Origin of the sequence: Salipiger sp. PrR003, assembly GCF_010500785.1 — a bacterium.
GTDB classification, from domain to species: Bacteria; Pseudomonadota; Alphaproteobacteria; order Rhodobacterales; family Rhodobacteraceae; genus Salipiger; species Salipiger pacificus_A.
Window position 1 is genome coordinate 1 of sequence record NZ_JAAGOV010000030.1, and the last position, 17638, is coordinate 17638.

The 17638-nt window shown below is 60.8% G+C and carries 18 protein-coding genes and 1 pseudogene; 8 read left to right on the forward strand and 11 right to left on the reverse strand.

Going from position 1 to position 17638, the window contains the following annotated elements; translation table 11 throughout:
* Nucleotides 1–1353 precede the first annotated feature (1353 nt).
* The gene (locus G0D83_RS06580; protein ID WP_164190821.1) at nt 1354–2784 is read right to left on the reverse strand and encodes a trehalose-6-phosphate synthase; all 1431 of its coding nucleotides are present in this window, start codon (nt 2782–2784) and stop codon (nt 1354–1356) included.
* Between the two features lie 187 nt (nt 2785–2971).
* Nucleotides 2972–3985 carry a PRC-barrel domain-containing protein gene (locus G0D83_RS06585; RefSeq protein WP_164190824.1) on the reverse strand — a complete coding sequence of 338 codons (1014 nt, stop codon included), beginning with the start codon at nt 3983–3985 and terminating at the stop codon, nt 2972–2974.
* 655 nt (nt 3986–4640) lie between these two features.
* Between G0D83_RS06585 and G0D83_RS06590 the strand changes: the two genes are divergently transcribed.
* Complete coding sequence (locus G0D83_RS06590) at nt 4641–5237, forward strand: hypothetical protein (RefSeq protein ID WP_164190827.1); 597 nt, start codon at nt 4641–4643, stop codon at nt 5235–5237.
* On the opposite strand, the gene G0D83_RS06595 is transcribed toward G0D83_RS06590, so the two are convergent.
* From G0D83_RS06595 to G0D83_RS06610, 4 genes are all read right to left on the reverse strand, one after another.
* Nucleotides 5232–5498, reverse strand: a complete 267-nt coding sequence (locus G0D83_RS06595) for a hypothetical protein (RefSeq protein ID WP_164190830.1) — start codon at nt 5496–5498, stop codon at nt 5232–5234. The genes G0D83_RS06590 and G0D83_RS06595 overlap by 6 nt on opposite strands.
* A gap of 62 nt (nt 5499–5560) precedes the next feature.
* The gene (locus G0D83_RS06600) at nt 5561–5887 is read right to left on the reverse strand and encodes a BON domain-containing protein (RefSeq protein WP_164190833.1); all 327 of its coding nucleotides are present in this window, start codon (nt 5885–5887) and stop codon (nt 5561–5563) included.
* A 106-nt stretch (nt 5888–5993) separates the two neighbouring features.
* Nucleotides 5994–6491 carry a hypothetical protein gene (locus tag G0D83_RS06605; RefSeq protein WP_164190837.1) on the reverse strand — a complete coding sequence of 166 codons (498 nt, stop codon included), beginning with the start codon at nt 6489–6491 and terminating at the stop codon, nt 5994–5996.
* 131 nt (nt 6492–6622) lie between these two features.
* Complete coding sequence (locus tag G0D83_RS06610; protein WP_164190841.1) at nt 6623–8728, reverse strand: catalase; 2106 nt, start codon at nt 8726–8728, stop codon at nt 6623–6625.
* 194 nt (nt 8729–8922) lie between these two features.
* On the opposite strand from G0D83_RS06610, the gene G0D83_RS06615 reads away from it, so the two are divergent.
* From G0D83_RS06615 to G0D83_RS06625, 3 genes are read left to right on the forward strand one after another with little or no spacing between them, the layout of a single operon-like run.
* The gene (locus tag G0D83_RS06615; RefSeq protein ID WP_164190844.1) at nt 8923–9642 is read left to right on the forward strand and encodes a hypothetical protein; all 720 of its coding nucleotides are present in this window, start codon (nt 8923–8925) and stop codon (nt 9640–9642) included.
* Nucleotides 9642–10037: a phage holin family protein gene (locus G0D83_RS06620; RefSeq protein WP_164190847.1), complete on the forward strand. Its 396-nt coding sequence runs from the start codon at nt 9642–9644 to the stop codon at nt 10035–10037. The genes G0D83_RS06615 and G0D83_RS06620 overlap by 1 nt, the downstream gene beginning before the upstream one ends.
* A complete protein-coding gene (locus tag G0D83_RS06625) occupies nt 10030–11181 on the forward strand; it encodes a DUF3618 domain-containing protein (RefSeq protein WP_164190848.1) in 1152 nt (383 codons plus the stop codon). The genes G0D83_RS06620 and G0D83_RS06625 overlap by 8 nt, the downstream gene beginning before the upstream one ends.
* A gap of 487 nt (nt 11182–11668) precedes the next feature.
* Here G0D83_RS06625 and G0D83_RS06630 read toward each other — a convergent pair whose 3' ends face one another.
* From G0D83_RS06630 to G0D83_RS32710, 4 genes and pseudogenes are all read right to left on the reverse strand, one after another.
* On the reverse strand, nt 11669–12562 hold the full coding sequence (locus G0D83_RS06630) for an SDR family oxidoreductase (protein ID WP_164190849.1): 894 nt from the start codon (nt 12560–12562) through the stop codon (nt 11669–11671).
* Nucleotides 12563–12706: 144 nt separating this feature from the next.
* Nucleotides 12707–13153 carry a DUF421 domain-containing protein gene (locus G0D83_RS06635; protein WP_164190850.1) on the reverse strand — a complete coding sequence of 149 codons (447 nt, stop codon included), beginning with the start codon at nt 13151–13153 and terminating at the stop codon, nt 12707–12709.
* Nucleotides 13154–13161: 8 nt separating this feature from the next.
* The gene (locus G0D83_RS06640; RefSeq protein WP_164190851.1) at nt 13162–13689 is read right to left on the reverse strand and encodes a hypothetical protein; all 528 of its coding nucleotides are present in this window, start codon (nt 13687–13689) and stop codon (nt 13162–13164) included.
* Between the two features lie 770 nt (nt 13690–14459).
* Nucleotides 14460–14543: pseudogene (locus tag G0D83_RS32710) on the reverse strand (metal-sensing transcriptional repressor); the annotation flags it as partial.
* 222 nt (nt 14544–14765) lie between these two features.
* On the opposite strand from G0D83_RS32710, the gene G0D83_RS06650 reads away from it, so the two are divergent.
* From G0D83_RS06650 to tnpB, 4 genes are all read left to right on the forward strand, one after another.
* Nucleotides 14766–15401 (forward strand): cytochrome c, encoded by a 636-nt coding sequence (locus G0D83_RS06650; RefSeq protein ID WP_164190852.1) that lies wholly within the window; start codon nt 14766–14768, stop codon nt 15399–15401.
* Nucleotides 15377–16234: a DUF305 domain-containing protein gene (locus G0D83_RS06655; RefSeq protein WP_164190853.1), complete on the forward strand. Its 858-nt coding sequence runs from the start codon at nt 15377–15379 to the stop codon at nt 16232–16234. Before G0D83_RS06650 ends, G0D83_RS06655 begins: the two co-directional genes overlap by 25 nt.
* Before the next feature lie 163 nt (nt 16235–16397).
* On the forward strand, nt 16398–16793 hold the full coding sequence (locus G0D83_RS06660) for a transposase (protein ID WP_164190855.1): 396 nt from the start codon (nt 16398–16400) through the stop codon (nt 16791–16793).
* The gene (gene tnpB, locus G0D83_RS06665) at nt 16790–17074 is read left to right on the forward strand and encodes an IS66 family insertion sequence element accessory protein TnpB (protein ID WP_164190857.1); all 285 of its coding nucleotides are present in this window, start codon (nt 16790–16792) and stop codon (nt 17072–17074) included. The genes G0D83_RS06660 and tnpB overlap by 4 nt, the downstream gene beginning before the upstream one ends.
* A gap of 21 nt (nt 17075–17095) precedes the next feature.
* Here the strand turns inward: tnpB and G0D83_RS06670 are convergent, their stop codons facing one another.
* Entirely contained in the window at nt 17096–17548 is a 453-nt protein-coding gene (locus G0D83_RS06670; protein WP_164190860.1) for a beta-lactamase hydrolase domain-containing protein, read from the reverse strand.
* Between the last annotated feature and the right edge of the window lie 90 nt (nt 17549–17638).

Here is a 17638-nt window from a genome sequence, read left to right on the forward strand (position 1 = left end):
GGCTACGCCCGGCTTCCGCTTCCCCCAAAATCACCACCTGCAATGTCGCGCTGTTTCACCAGCGGTGTCGCTGCACAATGACGCTCGTGTGTTCCCGGCGCGCACCGCCTAGGTGCCGGCGCGCCGGGGATTGTCCACTGATTTAGGGTGTTCAGGAGCGCCACCAAGCATTGGTCGGACGCGCAGCCTACCTAAACATAGATAGGGTATTTGGCTCGTACCCAACTCCAGCTTCGCTTTCTGAGCGAAGCCGCGCCTCGAGCAGATGGCAGAAGGTTGTCAGGCGGAACGTGAGCTGGCAGAGCCCGCTACAAACACCACGGACGCAGACGTAGCATAGAGTATTATGCCGGATGGCGTGTCGATCAAAAGGAATGTCATTTATGCGGTGGACGCGGGCCGTCAGATCTGCCGAGAAATGAAGAGGCTTATCCATCTCGCTGACATCGCCTTTGCGTTCAGCGACATTGGCGTCGTGTGGCACGGATCGGGCTTCAGGCTGGGCGTCTGTCGCAGTGGCTCCACATATTGTCTTGGCACCTGACTGTCATGCGATTCTTGAAGTAGTGAGCGACGCCGGTTCGGGGAAATGCCTGGCCGCAGACGGGACAAACCCTCGCCTGCCGTTTCGTTGGCTCCGGTGAGAAATCGGAAAAACCACCGGATTGGCTATACCGTCGCGTCCGATTGACATGCGGCCAGGTCTTGGAGACTAAACCCCGGAAAGGGCTATCGGTTCCGTGCGCGCGCGGCGTGGTTCAACCCAACTCACCTCACCTCCCCCGGCATGCTGTTTGAAGCCTTGTATCGGTCCTCCTGGTCGAAGCCCTTTTATGCAAGTGATGGGGGCAGGCGTGCTGCCGCATTTAATGTCACGACTCCGTAGAAATTGAGTGTGCCAAAGGGGACCGATGGACGCGCAGCAAGTTCAACGACAAATTCAACGGGGATGCGGCGACGCAGTTTACCAAAAGAGTCTACACGGTCAGGGAATTGCCCGAGCATATTCCGGTTTGTTCGTTCAATGACTACGATAGGTTCGCGAAGGCGTGATCAGGAAACGCTGGAGGAACACCGAGATCCGACACCAAAAATGTACCAGGCAGGGATGTCGGAGGGACGTGAAATCATACGACCGTTCCGGAAGATGCTCAGCAAGCCGAAACGCAAGCATGCACGGAACCGATTTCTTAGCCCCTCGATTTCGAGCGCCGACAGAAACTTACGAAAGTGAGCTTCTGAAATTCGGGGGATTACCCGTTAGCAGAGGCTTTGGAGAGCGCACGAGGCTATTCTTACCAACGTCACTGCCGAGCCAAGCTTCGCCTGATGGCCGATCCGGTCCGAGCCGCACTACCGGTGAACCTCCGCATCGGACTCAGCTTCTTCGGTACCGCTCGAATCCTTGCCCGGCGTCAAGAGTTTCTCTGTCAAAGAGAGAGGGCACTTGCCAAGCACCTTGAGAAAGGTCTTTGCCCATACGGAGGATTCTGTGTCTTCGACAACATCCATACATGCGCGGTGACGCGCAACGCGTTCAAGTTTCGGCATCGCGAGGGCCTGCCGGATTGCGGCGGCAATATCTTCGACGTCATAGGGATTTACCTGGAGAGCCTCGGTCATGTCTTCCGCCGCTCCGGCGAAGCGCGACAGGATGAGAACGCCGGGGTCCCCGGGGTCCTGAGCGGCGACAAACTCCTTGGCGACAAGATTCATTCCATCCGCGAGCGACGTAACGAGGCACGCTTGCGCCATGTTGTGCAGTCGTGCCAGAGATTTCCGCTCCACATTCCGGTGAATGTAGCGGATCGGAGTCCAGTCGATCTCTGCATAAGCCCCGTTGATATGTCCCGAAATCTCTTCAAGTTCGCGCGTGATATCTTGATAGGCTTGGACCTTCTCTCGCGAGGGTGGCGCAATCTGTAGAAAGCAGGGCCGCGTCCCCTCGGGCCGGGTCTCAAGATATCTTCCGAAAGCTCTGAAACGATTGAGAAGTCCCTTGGTATAGTCAAGCCGGTCGACGCCGATGATCAAAGCTTCCGGCTTTTCTTGCGCAAAGGGGCAATCCTCCCCCTCCAATAGGCCGGCCCGAAAGCCCTCGACATCGATGCCGATCGGAAAGCTTCTTATGGTCGTGATCCGGTCCCGAAATCGCACACAACCAGATGGAAGGAACTCGGCCCGAGGGTCAGCCCGATACATCTCGAGGCAGCGAGCGACATCGCCTCTGGTCTGCAGCCCTAGGAGGTTATAATGCGAAATCCACTCCGCGAAATTCTCCGGGTTTGCCAGCATCGAAAGATCGCCTAGCGCAGGAAAGGGAATGTGCAGAAAGAACCCGATCCGGTTCCTGACCCCTAGGCTGCGGAGTTCGTAAGCGAGCGGGAGCAGGTGATAGTCATGGACCCAGAGCAGGTCCTCCGGATCGGCGAGTTCTGCAATTCTGAGAGCAATCCTCCGATTGACCGCCCTATAAGCCTCTTCAAAACCTGGTTGATGGTCGACCAAATCGCCGCGCCGGTGGCAGAGCGGCCAGAGGACCGAATTTGAAAAGCCAAGATAGTAGTTCTTCAAATCCGTCTCGCTTAGTCTGAAAGCCAACCGGCGGTATGGCTCGCTGCCGACCAGTTCCAGCGTTCTGTCGTCCGACCCCGTATCGGGATGCGCTCCAACCCACAGTCCTCCTGATCTCGCTAGGACATCGTGCAGTGCCACCACGAGCCCCCCGGAAGATGAATCTCCCATTGGGATCCGGTTTGACACCACGATCAGTTTTGACGGCATTTTCATTCTCCTGGGACCGGCATCAACTCCGGCGGAGACACAAACAACCTCAGCGCCCTGATGTTCCTGTGCTTGCGCATGTGACGTAGCGTTTCGGCACGACAGGCCCAACCGATCCACGGGCGCTCAATACGGACAGCGCGCCCGCGGAAGGTCCGGTCTCCTCCGACCGGCGTGGAAGTCGAGCCTAGCCTTCGTAGGCGGGAAGCGCCTCCAGCTCATCTTGGGTCATCGGCACGTAAACCACGACCGACGAAGCGTCCTCGGAGCGCGCGATCTGCAGATCGGAGAGCTGGAGTTCCACCGGCTTTTCCCCGAGGCCGAGAAAGCCGCCGACATCGACGATCACCGCGCGTACCGTCCCATCGTCATCAAGGATGATTTCCGACACCTCACCGATCTCTTCGTCGTTGCTGCCGTAGACTGCGGCCCCGGTAAGGGTTTCCGCGGTGAGGTCTTCTTCCCCCGCGGCCACGTAGTCGCGGCGCGCCGTCGGCGTGCTGTCACCATCCATCGCGTCCGTCTCGCCGGTCTCCGCGGATGTCGGATTGCTCTCCGTCGTGGGGAGAGTCGCATCCGCTGCGGGGTCGGTGTTTTCCGCGGCGGGGTCCGTGCTCAGAGGCGTGCCGCCCGCCTGTTGGCCAGTCCCATTGGTGGGCTCCGGTGTATTGGTCGCCGCATTGCCGACCTGGTCCGCCGGATTCATCTCCTGCATTTCGCCCGGCTCGTTTCGATCCTCCGACATGGCTTCGCGCTCGGCGCCGCTTGCGGCGTTCCAAGCTTCGAAGGCGGGGGCGTCTTCCAAGGCAGCCTGATCTGCATTCAGCAGCAGGAAGAAGTCCTCAGTTGCATCGGTCGCAGTGTCCGGCGCGAAGGTCAGCGAAGACATGTCCACGGCGACGGGATGTTCCCCCATTCCGAGAAAGCCGCCAATGTCGAGTACGACCGCCTGCAGCTGACCTTCGCGCGACAAGACGATGTCGCCGACCTCGCCGATGTCGTCCCAGTTCTCCTGCACACCTTCGTAGCCCTCCTGACTGGCAGGCTCGTCGCTGCGGTAGACACGCATATCCATCAATTCGGTCGCGAGCACCGCGTCCTCATCCGTCTGGGTGAGGAACATCGCGCCCGAGTCCTGTGCCGCGACCGGCAGCGCCGCAAGCATTGCAGATCCCACCGTCATCAAGAACTTCCGTTTCATACCGTCATCTCCTCTCGTTTGACGTCTTGGCGCAACAGCGCAGAACTTCTGAACAGCTCAGGAGCCAGACTGTTCCAGCCCGGAACTCTGCCGCTTTCCATCCGACGCGCCGACATCTGCATCCGCACGGCGTTCAAAGAGCGTCAGAAGGCGGAGGACGATTGGCACAGAGAGGTCAGGGTCAGCGCGAGCCACGGCTCGCCAACTCCAGCGGGAACCCCGTTCGAAGTGGCGAGCCTGAAGTTGGCACCGGTGCTCCCCCTTGACATCATCTTTCGCAAAGACAACCAGCCCGGGCGCGAGAAACTCGGCTCGCTCGTGATAGCCCCGCGTGGATGCGCGCGGCATGCTCTCCCGAAACCAGTCACAAAGTCAGGGTGCAGTAGTAGGTGATGGCGACCGCATGCCTCGCGCTCCCAGTCAGTGGCACCAGCCAGTAGTCATGCACCGCCGAGATTCAGCCAAGAAATCAACCAAGGTCGCCGGCGCGCGCTGCCGAAGTCCGACCGAAAGGCATCCGGAATAGCCGCTCCGAACATCTCTCCCCCGACTGAGCAGACGGTCCTCATAGGAAAATTTTCCGGGGCGTCAGGAACAGAGCAGTGCGCGAGTTGTTCGCAGTCAATCACAATGGCTGGGCTGCGAAGAGGGCAACATGGGACGGCTGGAATTTCGGTTCTTTGCACAGAGACTTCCTGCGCTGCGGCAAAGGCTTCTCGGCCTTTACAACATCCGGGCCCAAGAGCAGCGGACGGACATCTACCTCCAGCACCGCTCGTGCCGACAGTCCTTCAAACTCCGCGGCGGGCAGAACCTCGAACTGAAGCTACAACTCGGGCAAGCGGGAGGCTCTGAGCGCTGGCACCCCATAGGCTCGGTGCCACTTCCTGCTCGGGGTGCCGACCTCACCGGCACATTTTGCGACGCGGACGAATTTCCGGTGCTGCAGGCGCATCAGGTCTACGCTTCCGAGGATATGATCGCGGCGTTTCGCGGCCTCGGTCATGCGGCGATCACCATGCACAAGCTCCGCGTGCACCTGAGCGCACCGGGGGCCGAGATTGAGATCGCGCACGTCAACGGCGCTCCGGGTGGCCCGGCCGAGACGCTTTGCATTGAAGCCGAGTTGGCGGCCCCCATTGAGAGCCTCCGCCAGGTTCTGGGACTGGAGTCGCATCGATGCGAAAGCTATCCTCACTGGCTTCTCAGGCAGTTGGCTGCGGCAACTGAAGCGCCGGTGCGCAGTCTATAGGTCGGGTGCTCCAGGGTTGAGTGGCTCTGGCTCCGCTTCGCGCTCCGGCGCCCCATCAGGTACAGCGACGTCACCGTCCTCTACATCCTGTGCCGAGGGTGCAGTTGTGGTCGGCGCGTCCTCGTCGGGAGCCTCGGCGATCTCTTCGGCAACCCAGTAGAGGATGAGGCCGACGCCAAATACGACGACCAAAAGAAGAGCCAGCAGCGGCGGCCAGTGTCGGCGCGCCTCCTTGCGAGTGTTGGTATCGGGAGATGACAATGTCGTTTCCTTTCCTTTTGGGGAACACGCCTCATGCGAGGCTGTCAACAATTTGGAAGGTATCAAGTCTCGCTGGCAATCATGGCGTTCTGAACGCTCAGAACGCCCGGAACCGATTGCGCCAGCGCCGTCGCCAGCGTGCGCTGAAATTCGCGTTCTACGTTTCCTGTCAGGTGAACAACCCCGTCTCCGACTTGCACGCCGAGGCGCGCATGCTCTGCCAGCCGCCCGTCGGCTTCGAGCACCGCGCGAACCTGCACAGCGAGCGCCCTGTCGTCACTGCGCCCGACCGGCGGATAGACGGGTGGATCCGGCAGAATGGGCTGGCGAGGGCCGTGTTCCCCTTTGGGCCGGCTCGGTTCGGCAAGGTAGGACGACACCGTCTCCATTCCCTTCCCGGGGCCCAATCGCCTTTTCGCATTTCGATCATGACTACCTGCCATTGGCATTTCCTCATTCGACCTTGCCGCGTAGGTTACGCCTGCGCAGGGGGTGCTACTTGCCATCTGCACTATCGCCCGCCCGTTCGGGTATCGCGTCGCTGGTGATGGGGGTGCCGTCCGGCGATACCAGCGCCCAGAAGCCGCCGTATCCGAAGATTCCCTGCCCTCTTGGCGTTTCGCCAGGCTTGTCCCGCTCGTATCGAAATAACGGTTGCTCCGAATATCTCAAAACTCGGTTGCCTCGCCAGTTTACCGTATCCAGCAGCTCCAACATGACGCCCTGGTCGGCCTGCGGCGGCGCGTTCACGATCACCGGTGGCCATTCAGTCCTGCATCCGGGGCCGCAGGACTGCAGCGGCGCCAAATCGTCCCCACCCTTCGTGCGTGTCAGCATGACATAGAATGGACGCCCGTCCGCACCGACGAGGTAAGGCCCCTGCCCTTCTCCTGGGCTTATCGACACGTCCGGGCCGGGCGCATCTGCCCCGCCGGTCAGCGGGAACAGGCTCAGCGCCAGACCCAGCAAAAGAATACTGTCAAGACGTACCACGAGAGCCTCCATCTTCTTGCGGGGACCACCGGAACATCTCCAACTGGAGAATGTTCCCGCGGCGTTGGGTCCAAGACGCCGCAAGTTGGCGCGGCGCCCACTGAGGACGTGCAGAAAATGGGTCCAAGTGATTAGACCATACGGCTCCAGACGCGCAGGGAACCGCAGGATCTCACAAACTCGGCGGCGGCCTGCGGGTCGTCGAGCGTCATGATACCCTCGGCATTGATATTTACGCCGGCCGCCTCGAAGAGCGGTGCCGCCTCGGTCGTCATCGCTATGAACTTGCAATGACCGAAAGCGTCCGCGACGAACTGCCTGCCCGGCAGCATGGTGCCAAGATACTTCGCGCCGTCCTCGCCAGCCACGATCGCAACCGCGTCGTAAAGCACCGAGGGTCCGCCATCGATCTTCTGGTTGGCCTGCACCCTGTCGCCACCCGAAGTGATCACGCCGCCCACCCTCGGAGCGACGATCTCGATCATGCCGCCCTCTGCCTCGACCGCCTCCTTCAGCGCGTCCAAGAGACCGCGATCCACGCCGTCGGTCACGAGGATCCCGAGTTTGCGCCCTCGGAAACTCTTCGGCCCGTTCTTCAGAATGGATAGCTTGTCCGAGCCCCCAAGGTCCACAGGCGCGCGCGCAGGCGTAGCGGCCTCAGGCAACTCGTGCCCAAGTCCGTCGGCCACCATGCGCGCCAAGCCCTCGTCGACCAGCCGCAAGTGGGACAGGATACGGAGGCGAATGTTCTCGACCACGCACTTCGACAGCTCGAAGGTGAGTGCATTTGCAATGTGCCGCTGCTCGACCGTCGTCTGACTGCGATAAAACTGCCGTGCCTGGCTGTAGTGGTCGGCAAAACTCTCGGGTCGAAGGCGGCGTTTTGCTCCGCCCAACTCTTCAGGATAGCTCGAGAACCCGCCCTTCGGATCCGGTCGCGGCCCGCCTTGCGCCCAGCTATTCGGCTCGTAATTGGCCCGGCCTGCCGGATTGTGCATTGCCATGTGCCCGTCCTGTTGAAAGTGATGGAAGGGACAGCGCGGCGCATTGATCGGGATGTGGGTGAAGTTCGGTCCGCCAAGGCGCTTCGTCTGCGTGTCGAGGTAGGAGAAATTGCGCCCCTGCAGCAGCGGGTCATTTGTGAAGTCGATGCCCGGAACGATATTCTGCGTGCAAAACGCCACTTGCTCGGTCTCGGCGAAGAAATTGTCCACCGTCCGGGTCAGCATCATGCGTCCGACGATGCGGATCGGGCAGTCCTCCTCCGGGATCAGCTTGGTTGCGTCCAGAACATCAAACTCGAACCGATCTGCAAAGGCTTCATCGAAGACCTGCACGCCCAGCTCCCACTCAGGAAAGTCGCCGTTCTGGATGGCGTCCCAGAGGTCTCGACGATGGAAATCGGGATCGGCGCCGTTGATCTTCACGGCCTCGTCCCAGACCACCGATTGCAGCCCCAGCTTCGGCTTCCAGTGAAACTTCACGAAATGGCTCTCGCCTTCCGCATTAATGAGACGGAACGTGTGCACGCCAAAACCTTCCATGAAGCGGAATGACCGCGGAATGGCGCGGTCGGACATGATCCACATGATCATGTGCATCGCCTCCGGCATCAGCGAGATGAAATCCCAGAAATTGTCATGTGCCGACTGCGCCTGCGGGAAGCCGCGATCTGGCTCGGGCTTCACCGAATGGATGAGGTCCGGGAACTTGATGGGGTCTTGGATGAAAAAGACCGGGATATTATTTCCCACGAGGTCCCAGTTTCCCTCGTCTGTATACATTTTCACCGCAAAGCCGCGCACGTCCCGCGCCAGGTCGAAGGACCCTTTGCTGCCAGCCACTGTAGAAAATCGGACAAAAACCGGCGTCTGCTTGCCGCTCTCTTGGAAGGGGCTCGCGCGGGTCAGGTTCGGAATGGCCTCGGTGCACTCGAAATAGCCATGTGCCCCGTAGCCACGGGCGTGTACCACCCTCTCGGGGATGCGCTCATGATCGAAATGGAAGATCTTTTCACGAAAATGGAAGTCCTCCATGAGCGCCGGCCCGCGCTCTCCCCCGCGCAGCGTGTTCTGGTCATCCGAGACAGGCGAGCCCTGCGCCGTAGTCATGCGCGGAGCGTCCGGGTTGCTCTGGTGCAGTTCTCCGCCGTTGCCCGCTTCGGCAGGGGGAGTGTCGCTTTCGGCAGTTTTCTGGGTCTGCGCGGTCGGGTGATAGAGAGTGCGATCGTCTGGCATGTGAGCTGTCCTTCTTCATCGAAAGGGCGGCGCCGGGCGTGTTTGCCTGAACCTGCCGCAGTTGCTGAACCCCGCTGGCGGCGCGCCCCGCTCTAACAGGGGCAAGCGCCTTGTGTTCCCGAGAATGTCAGGCGCCGCTGCGGGCACCTTTCACCGCTTCCACGAGCGCCTGCCGCGCCACCGTCAGGAACCTTTTGCAGGCATCGCTGTTTCAGGTCCGATTTTCCAAAGGCGAGGCGCGATTGCTGGAACACGAGAAACATGGCGCCACCCTTCAAGCGCACACAACGGAACTCGCTCTCATCCAGTTTCTGCTGCTCGGGTCAGAACAGGCCCGGAAGTCACTCATCCAACAGGAGGAAGGCATGACCCAACCGTCAGATAAGACCAATCCAGAGGTGTCGATCCAGGACGTCACAAGAGACATGGGAGACGGCCTGAAATCCAAGGCCCGCGAGACCGTGGACGAGGTCAGGGAGCACGCCGGTACCTTCGGGGAAACCCAGCGTGATCAGTTTGCCGAGGGCGTTTCCGAGGCATCCAGTGCGTTTCGCAAGGCTGCCGAAGACATGAACGGTGGTTCACCCCAGGAGCGCATCATATCGCAAATCGCAACCTCTCTCGCCGACGCGTCCGATGCGATTCGGGACCGTGATCTCTCGCAGATTGCCGGAGATCTGTCGGCCTTCGCGCGCCGCAACCCGCTCGCCTACCTCGGTGCGGCCGTGGGACTGGGCGTCGCAACAGCACGCTTTGCCAAGGCCAGCGGCCCGGTCGCTTCTACTGCTTCCAAGAGGCCCGTGAGGAGTGCGGGCGATGTCGGTGGCGCGGCCGGGAGCGACACCCCGACGACCGGCGTTGCGAGTGAGCGAGACGCCTTCTCCGCAACAGCCGCAGACCGGGAGGGACTGTGATGAAGACCAAGTACCCTACGGAAACCACCAACCTTATCACCACGATCATCTCACAGATGGCCACGCTCATGCGCAAGGAAGTTCAGCTCGCGCGCGCCGAGATGAGCGAAAACGCCCAAGGCGTCGCAAATGCGCTCGGCGTGATCGTGGCCGGCGTGGTTTTCAGCCTCGTCGGACTGAATGTCATTGCCGCAGCCATCGTCGCCGCCCTGTCGGCCGCCGGCCTGCACCCATTCTGGTCCGCGCTGATCGTGGGGGGCATCGCCCTCATCGCGGCTCTCATCATGATCAGGAGCGGTCTGAACAATCTGAAACTGACCAGCCTTGCACCAACGCGCACCTCCGAGAACGTCCGCCGCGATGTCTCGGCAATCCGGGAGACCACCAATGGCTGAGCGAAAGCGCCCCAGTGAAATCGAGCGTGAGATCGACCAAGAGCGTCAGGCGCTGAACGCCTCGATCTCCGAGTTGCAGAACCGGTTTTCGCCTGACGAAATCTTCGTACAGATCGGACGACACCTTCAGACCCATGGCAGGGACATGGGTCAGGCACTAAACAAATCGGCGAAGCAGAACCCAATCGGCCTGACGCTCACCGCAGCGGGCATCGCGTTCCTGGCCTTCGGCCGCTCCTTTGACGAGGAGGAGGATAACCGCCTTGCTGGCGATCCGCTGAGCCGCCGCGTACGCCGCCGCCAAGACGTCCGTGAGGGCTTTGACCGCGACAATACCGACACGGAATGGTCCACGCCGCGGGCCGGCTACGGCGCGGGCCTATCGGCCCATTACCACGACGTTCTGCACCGTGATGACGACGATAGCGAAGGATTTCGAACCCGGGTAGAGCGAGCGCAAGCTAGGCTTCAGGCCAGGTTCGAGCAAGAACGGGCGGGAGTCTCCGAGGGCTTCACTTCGGCACGCAGGACCGTGGGAGAGGCCCGCGAAGCGCTTTCCGAGCGCGCAGACCGAGCCCAGTCCTTCCTACAGGAGGGGTACGACCGGATCGCCGCCGGGACCGAGCAAATGTCCGAAGCCGCTCGACGTCGGGTATTGGGTGCGCGCGAGCGCGCGCTGATCGCGCGGGAAAGGACAGCACGACAGGCAAATCGGGCTTCGGCGGAGGCGTTCGACCTCTACGACAAACACCCGCTGGTCGCCGGCGCACTAGCCATGGCGCTCGGTGCCGCCTTTGGGGGTGCCTTGCCCAGAAGCAGGGCTGAGGACTCCTTCGTCGGAGAGTATAGCGATGCGCTGTTTGCCGAGGCGGAGGAGATCTTCGCCGAGGAGCGCGACCGACTTGCGGCGGTGGCCGATGCGGCTCTGGATGAGGGTGCCGCAATCGCCCGGAACGTTCGGGCCGAGGCGGATGCTCGCACCCCGGGAGACAAGCCCGCGGAGCAGGCGCTGAGCGACGCAGCGAAGACTGCGGGGCGGCGCATGGAAGAGCGCATCCGTGACGAGGCGGATCGGCAATTTTCGGCAAGTGCCACGCATGCGGATCCCGCGCAGCCGAAGTCGCGGGGTCCGTCGAAGCCGTGACCGCTGTCGGGTCGGCTCCTCGCGACACGAGGGGTCGGTCGCAACGGGGCGCTGGCGAAACAACTAAAAGGGTCGGGCGGAGATCGCGTATGACGGCTCGCTCGCACAGCGCCCGCGGCACATCGGCAGGCCCCGGTCGAAAATTATCGCGTCGAGGTTCTGGTCGGAATTCGTCGAGGCGAGGATCAGCCTCATCGCCTCGGCTCCCCTACTACGGCGTCATCGCAATCTCCCCAGTCATCGCGGCAGGGATGGCGATGAAGGCGCATCTTCTCTACTGGATATATCGCTTCGCAGATTCTGAGAGTCTTGCCCTTCTTCCGCCGCGGACCGCCGCGCCCCGTACGCTCCGAGGCCCACTGCAATGGAAAGATTGCCCTCACGGCGACCCCACCCAACGTTTCGTGGAAAATTTCAGTCAGGCTTGACCCGTCGCAGGAGTAGATCACCAGACGTCATGTGCATTGCCACTGAGGTAAGCGGGTGGTCAAGCGATGCCAGCTCCGCCAGTGATGCCATAGATTTCGCCCGTGATGTAACTTCCTTCCTGCGATGCGAGGAGGACATAAACCGGTGCGAGTTCGACCGGCTGTCCCGGCCGACCAAAGGCACTCCCGCCGCCGAAGTTCTCGACCTTCTCTTGGGAGGACCCGCCGCTCGGATTCAGGGGTGTCCAGATGGGACCTGGCGCAACGGAATTGATGCGAATTCCCTTCTTAATCAGTTCCGAGGCAAGCGCCTTCGTGAAGGCAACGATGCCCGCTTTGGTTGTGGCGTAATGCAAGATGGTGGTTGAGGGGTCATACGCTTGAACCGAAGACGTCGTAATGATCGAGGCGCCCGGCGGCATTAACTTGGCCGCCTCCTGCGTCGTCCAGAAAAGGGCGTAGAGGTTGGTCCGCATAGTCGTGTCGAAATCGGTGCTCGTGACGTCATCGAAGCACGAAAAGGATTTCTGATGTCCGGCGTTGACTACAAGAATGTCGAGCCCACCGAGCTCAAAAGCCGCTCTTTTTGGCAGTTGCCGTGAATGGCTTTCGTCAGCCACGTCGCCGGGTATCGCAACAGCCTTACGCCCCGCCTGTTCCACCAACGCAATGACTTCGTCGGCGTCCGGCTGCTCTTCGGGAAGATAGGAAATCGCCACATCCGCCCCTTCTCTTGCATAGGCGATTGCGACGGCCCGCCCGATCCCGGAGTCCCCGCCGGTGATCAGCGCCTTGCGGCCCTCGAGCTTTCCAGTGCCGACGTAGCTGTCTTCGCCATGGTCAGCCGCGGGGGTCAATCGTCGGGTGAGCCCTGGGGCCGGCTGGGGCTGTTTCGCGAAGGGCGGAGCGGGATGCTGCTTTCTTGGATCCTGCATTTGCAGACGGTCTGGCATGTGATCCTCCTGGATTGGCGTTGCGGTCAGCTACCCCCCAACAATCTCGAACGTCATATGTTCGCACAGAATCGACCCAGACCTCGACGGCGTTGGGAAGATTTTCAAGAGCCCAACCTGAACGTGTTTGGTGGCTCCGAAAATCTATCGCTCCTTGGGAATGATGCTGATCCCCCCGCTCGTTTCGAGCACGGCCGCCTCTATATCATCGAGAGTCTTTATCCCGTGTTGCAGGCGCGCCGCTTCCAGAATGTCCGCGACGCTGACGCGCGCTCGGCGCATCGCCTCACCGTCGATCCTGCCACCGCTGATCAGGACAGTCGGTGTTCCGTCGAGCCACTCGGCGAGGCTTGAAGAGCTGCGCTTGGCAAAGGAAAGGAGGACATCCACCAAGAACAGTGTCAAGATCAAGATGATGCTGTTCGAAATCGAGAAATCATCTCCCAGCAGGGCTTGTTGCGTTGTCTCGGCAATAATCAGCAGCAGTACGAAGTCAAAGGGAGTTGCTTGCGCGAGCGTTCGCCGCCCGGTGATGCGCATCGCTATGAGCAGAAACGCATAAACTGCGACGCCACGGATAACAGAATCCATCTAACCTCCTAAGGTAGAACGAGGATGCCTGCATTTTTACGCTCGTCACCAATCGCGAGCACAAATCTGATCCATCCGAAATGCATGGCTCGCATTTCAACCTTCACCGCGTGAGGCGCGTCGCCCGCAGCTTCGAACCTAAACCGCTCCCCATCCGTCACAAGTGTGCTGCTTACGGGCTCGGGCTGGATGCGCTCGATCTTGAAATGGTCCATAAATGCCTGATTTAGGGTAAACTCTGGCGTATCGGAGGCGGTATGGAATGTTAACTTTACCGCATCGGCCCCTTCCCATCGTGAAACCCGAGGCATCTCGACTTGTGCTTGCGTGAACTCGATAACCTGCTTCTGCAGAGGACCTCCGCTGCCCGTCAGGCCTAGAAGCGCTAAAGCGACCACCACTCCGAACACAAGCCAACCCAAGCGCTGCAACGACCACAAGCGAGACTGCAGGCGCCTCTTTTCGTCGATTTGTAGTCCGTCTGGTCTTATGGGAGGTATGCTCATGTCGCTCTCGCGAGCCTTCGACGGTTCCATCCCTAGCGCCCCTCAGGTTGCGAATTCCATCACGATGTGTCGGACTACCGTCGGTGACGATCCCAAGCTTGGGAGTTTCGACAACGGCAACATTGACCAGCGCCCAGACACGTCCAGCGCCGTGGCTCGAAGAATGCTCCGCTCGCTCGCAGACGCTCGCGGAGACTCACCTCCACGAAAGATGTGACCAATCACTTCGTACCAGACGGCCTACCGCCGTTTCGAAAATCACCGAGTTCTGGCGGCATCCGCCTTCCGGCCTCCGGCGCCACCAGCAGTAGGCAGTCCGGGCAGATGCATAGGGCCTGTATGTGGTTTCCTTTGGCCAGCGACTTAGCAATCTTCGTCTTTGTTAACCAACCCTGGCTCTCCCTCCTTCTCGCACATCGCCGTTGTGGGCTTATTGCCCCCAGGCGAAACCCGCTGCGCTTGATGGAGTCGCGGCTCACGCTCTACATAATCCTCGGTCTTTCGACCTTGACCATTGACATCTTGCCTGGTCCCCTCTGACCTCCCGCGCGACGAACTGTGACGCCCTCCTTCAGCGACAGGAGTAGAGCGCGTAGCCGGTTTCTTCGGTTCATGGTTCACGATGAGTTCCTCCCCAATACCAACATCACAAGGGCCGAGATGTTCCAGGCAAGCGCAATATTGTCAGCAAACTTTGACCTGCCCCCTGCCGGTCCCTCATTCATAACGAGAGTCTGCAGGTTGGATTTGGGTATTCCCCGCGTCTATCCGCACGATACCTGAAGAACCGGCCTTGCGACCTATGGAAGCGCGGAATGGACGGCGAGCACCTGGTTCAGGATGTCGATGCAATAGCGTCCCTGCACGATCATCCGCGCGACGGCGCGCGGTTGGCCCTAGGCGAGCGAACAACTGACGAGCTCCCTGCATGTGATATTTCGCTCATCAAAACCCCGTTTCGCGCCGCATGAACCATCCTCTGACCTGAAAAGATTCCGGGAACAACGGTGGCGACCTCCTGTTTAGGGAGCGTACGCGCAAAGGAGTACCTTGGGCGATCGTGCACTAATTTCGCGTCGTCGCAGCGGTCAACAGGGAGGTCATTCATGCAAAAGCACCCATTGGCCATTGGGATCATCGGCGGGATCATCGCGACAGTCCTTGTGGCTGTCGCCACTTTACTCACCATCGCTTACACCGGTGCCTACAACGTGGCGGCATCCGACCAGCACGCAGACGCGGTCCGATGGACGCTCGACACGGCGGTGCACCGCTCCGTCGAGCGGCGCTCTGAGAACATCGAACTTCCGGAGACCTTCACTGACGAACTCGTCGCCGAGGGCGCGGGTCACTACGCCAAGACCTGCGTCTATTGCCACGGCGCGCCGGGGCAGGATCCGACAGATTGGTCTCGAGCCATGCGGCCCGAGCCGCCGCATCTGACGGAAGCGGCCGCCGAGTGGAGCGCCGAGGAGATCTACTGGATCGTCGACAAGGGCATCAAGATGAGCGGGATGCCTGCCTTCGGCACCCATCACGGTCCAGAAGAGATTGCTGGACTGACCACATTCGTTTCTCAACTGCCGGGGCTATCACCCGAGAAGTATCGCGCTCTGACTGGCGCGGTGGCCGAGGACGCAGTCACCCCCCGGGTGAGGCAACGCGCGGCATCGGGACGGAGCCCGCCGCGTCAGCCAACTAGGGAGCAAGAGAACCTATGTCTTATATCCGTTTCGGATTGATGATCCTCACCTCCACGGTGGTGATGTTCATCCTGATGTACCTGAACACCTACGCTTGGGAGCACGTCTTTTTCTCCGAGACGCGAACCTACATGGCGATCACGATGGGCGCGACGATGGCGGTCATCATGCTGGCCTACATGCTCGGCATGTATTCAAACAAGACCCTCAACATCGCGATCTTCGCAGGCGCCGTGATCGTCTTCGCCTTGAGCCTGTGGCTGGTACGCAGTCAAGTGACAGTGTCGGGCCCGAGCTACATGCGGGCGATGATCCCGCACCACTCGATCGCCGTGATGACGTCGGAGCGGGCGCAGATCCGCGATCCGCGCGTCCGGAAGCTCGCCGACGAAATCATCGGCGCACAGCGGCGCGAGATCGCCGAAATGCGCTACCTGATCGCCGAGGTCTCGGAGGGCAGCGTCGCCGAGACAATCTACCAGGACCCGCCGGCCGAGGTCGGAACGATCGACGATGCCATCGGTCGCGCCCTGATTTCCACCCTCGATGCGTCGCCATTGCCGGAGGCTGAGGCAGAGCAAATTCTAGAGCCGGGGCCCCGCTGCGTCTTCAACCGCAGCCCCGAGACCGATCCGATCCTGTGGGCATCGAAAGGCGGACGGGCGGCCATGAAGCTCAACGGCGTACTCGTGCCCCTCGAGACGGACGCTGAGACCGACCACAGTCTCGAGTTCACGGCGCGGGGCGTCGCTATGACCGTCCGGCCGCTAGGAGATGAGGCCGACGGGCGCTCGGACGCCGAACTCATCTTTGAACTCGATCAGGGTCTGACGGTCGGCTATCGCGGCTTCTATGAATGCCAGACCGACTGAGAAACGACCTTCCGGCACATCGCTGGGTTCGAGACCGTTTCGTCTAGGAGTACGGCGAGGCTCTGGTCGGCATCCTGACGATCGCAATAGCGCTTGGATGCCGTGTACGCCTCCGGCGAGGGCCGTCTGACGGGGATTTGGGCGTGATGCTAAGTCCGACCTTATGGTCGATCTAAAGTTCACACCCGAGATCGAGATCCTGGCAGCCGGGGATGTTCCGCGTCGGCGACACTGGAACGATGTGGATAAGCTCCAAGTCGTGAAGGAAAGCTATCTGGGACACCGCCAGGTCACAGCGACGGCGCGGCGGCATGGGATCTCGCGTTCCCTTCTGACGACTTGGCGGCGTCAGTATCGGAACGGTGAGTTGGACCTCGAGACAGGTCCGGCATTTGTGCCGCTTACTCTCGCGCCCGATGTATCCGATCCGTCGCCACGTGCTGCCGCCAAGAATGTCCAGCTGGAGATCGTGCTCAGGAACGGGCGGCGTTTGCTTGTGTCCTCGGCCGTTGATCCCGATGCCCTGGCCCGCCTCTTGCCCGTGCTGGAAGGACGATGATCGCGTTCCCGGCGGGGGTGCGCGTCTGGATCGCAGGTGGGGTGACCGACATGCGGCGCGGCATGAACACCTTGGCTCTGACGGTTCAGCAGGGGCTCGGGCGCGATCCGCATGCTGGCGAGATCTTCTGCTTCCGCGGCCGCAAGGGCGACCTGGTGAAGTTGCTCTGGCACGATGGTGTCGGCATGTCGCTCTACACGAAGCGGCTCGAGGCGGGGAAGTTCATCTGGCCGTCCAGAGGAGCCAGCGATGCATTGAAGAACAAGAAGACGAACGTCTAAATGCCCGTGGACTCCAATAGCCTACCTTCCCGACTTACGATCTGCATAGGCCTGAACGAAATCAGCGATCTTTTCCTTTGAAAGATCCAAACCCCGATCCCGGCCATACTGCAAAGCGGTCACTCCGTCCCAACCGTTTTCCGCCGCAAGAGCCATGAGCGCCATTGCGCCAGCCCTGGCGCCGGAGGAGCAGTGCAGAAAAACCGGCTGTGGCAGATCGTCGATGGATCGCCGGAAGTTGTCGACCCCCTCTTCGTCCAGTTCTTCAACGCTCACTGGGTGATGCAAGTAGTTGAGCCCCACCGCCTCGGCCACGCGATGTTCTTCGGGCAATGCCATACCGCCGGTCTCGTCCGCCTTGCGGAAGTTGACGACACTCATCATTCCGGAAGCAGCCACCTTGCGCAAAGCTGCTTGGTCTGGAGTGAAGAGCGCGACAATATGGTTGCTATCAATAGTAACGATGCGATTCATGGGAATCTCCGTAGGCTCTTGAGTTTAAGTGCGAACATCTCGCAGCTGACCGTGTTATTTTTGCAGCGTAATCCTTCGTCCACCCTTTGA

Bases quoted from the DNA above. Each gene is read 5' to 3' on its own strand.
- G0D83_RS06650 (WP_164190852.1), top strand. From the start codon at position 14,766: ATGCAAAAGCACCCATTGGCCATTGGGATCATCGGCGGGATCATCGCG.
- G0D83_RS06580 (WP_164190821.1), bottom strand. From the start codon at position 2,784: ATGCCGTCAAAACTGATCGTGGTGTCAAACCGGATCCCAATGGGAGAT.
- G0D83_RS06655 (WP_164190853.1), top strand. From the start codon at position 15,377: ATGTCTTATATCCGTTTCGGATTGATGATCCTCACCTCCACGGTGGTG.
- G0D83_RS06630 (WP_164190849.1), bottom strand. From the start codon at position 12,562: ATGCCAGACCGTCTGCAAATGCAGGATCCAAGAAAGCAGCATCCCGCT.
- G0D83_RS06590 (WP_164190827.1), top strand. From the start codon at position 4,641: ATGGGACGGCTGGAATTTCGGTTCTTTGCACAGAGACTTCCTGCGCTG.
- G0D83_RS06585 (WP_164190824.1), bottom strand. From the start codon at position 3,985: ATGAAACGGAAGTTCTTGATGACGGTGGGATCTGCAATGCTTGCGGCG.
- G0D83_RS06610 (WP_164190841.1), bottom strand. From the start codon at position 8,728: ATGCCAGACGATCGCACTCTCTATCACCCGACCGCGCAGACCCAGAAA.
- G0D83_RS06635 (WP_164190850.1), bottom strand. From the start codon at position 13,153: ATGGATTCTGTTATCCGTGGCGTCGCAGTTTATGCGTTTCTGCTCATA.
- G0D83_RS06625 (WP_164190848.1), top strand. From the start codon at position 10,030: ATGGCTGAGCGAAAGCGCCCCAGTGAAATCGAGCGTGAGATCGACCAA.
- tnpB (WP_164190857.1), top strand. From the start codon at position 16,790: ATGATCGCGTTCCCGGCGGGGGTGCGCGTCTGGATCGCAGGTGGGGTG.
- G0D83_RS06620 (WP_164190847.1), top strand. From the start codon at position 9,642: ATGAAGACCAAGTACCCTACGGAAACCACCAACCTTATCACCACGATC.
- G0D83_RS06670 (WP_164190860.1), bottom strand. From the start codon at position 17,548: ATGAATCGCATCGTTACTATTGATAGCAACCATATTGTCGCGCTCTTC.
- G0D83_RS06640 (WP_164190851.1), bottom strand. From the start codon at position 13,689: ATGGAACCGTCGAAGGCTCGCGAGAGCGACATGAGCATACCTCCCATA.
- G0D83_RS06600 (WP_164190833.1), bottom strand. From the start codon at position 5,887: ATGGAGACGGTGTCGTCCTACCTTGCCGAACCGAGCCGGCCCAAAGGG.
- G0D83_RS06660 (WP_164190855.1), top strand. From the start codon at position 16,398: ATGGTCGATCTAAAGTTCACACCCGAGATCGAGATCCTGGCAGCCGGG.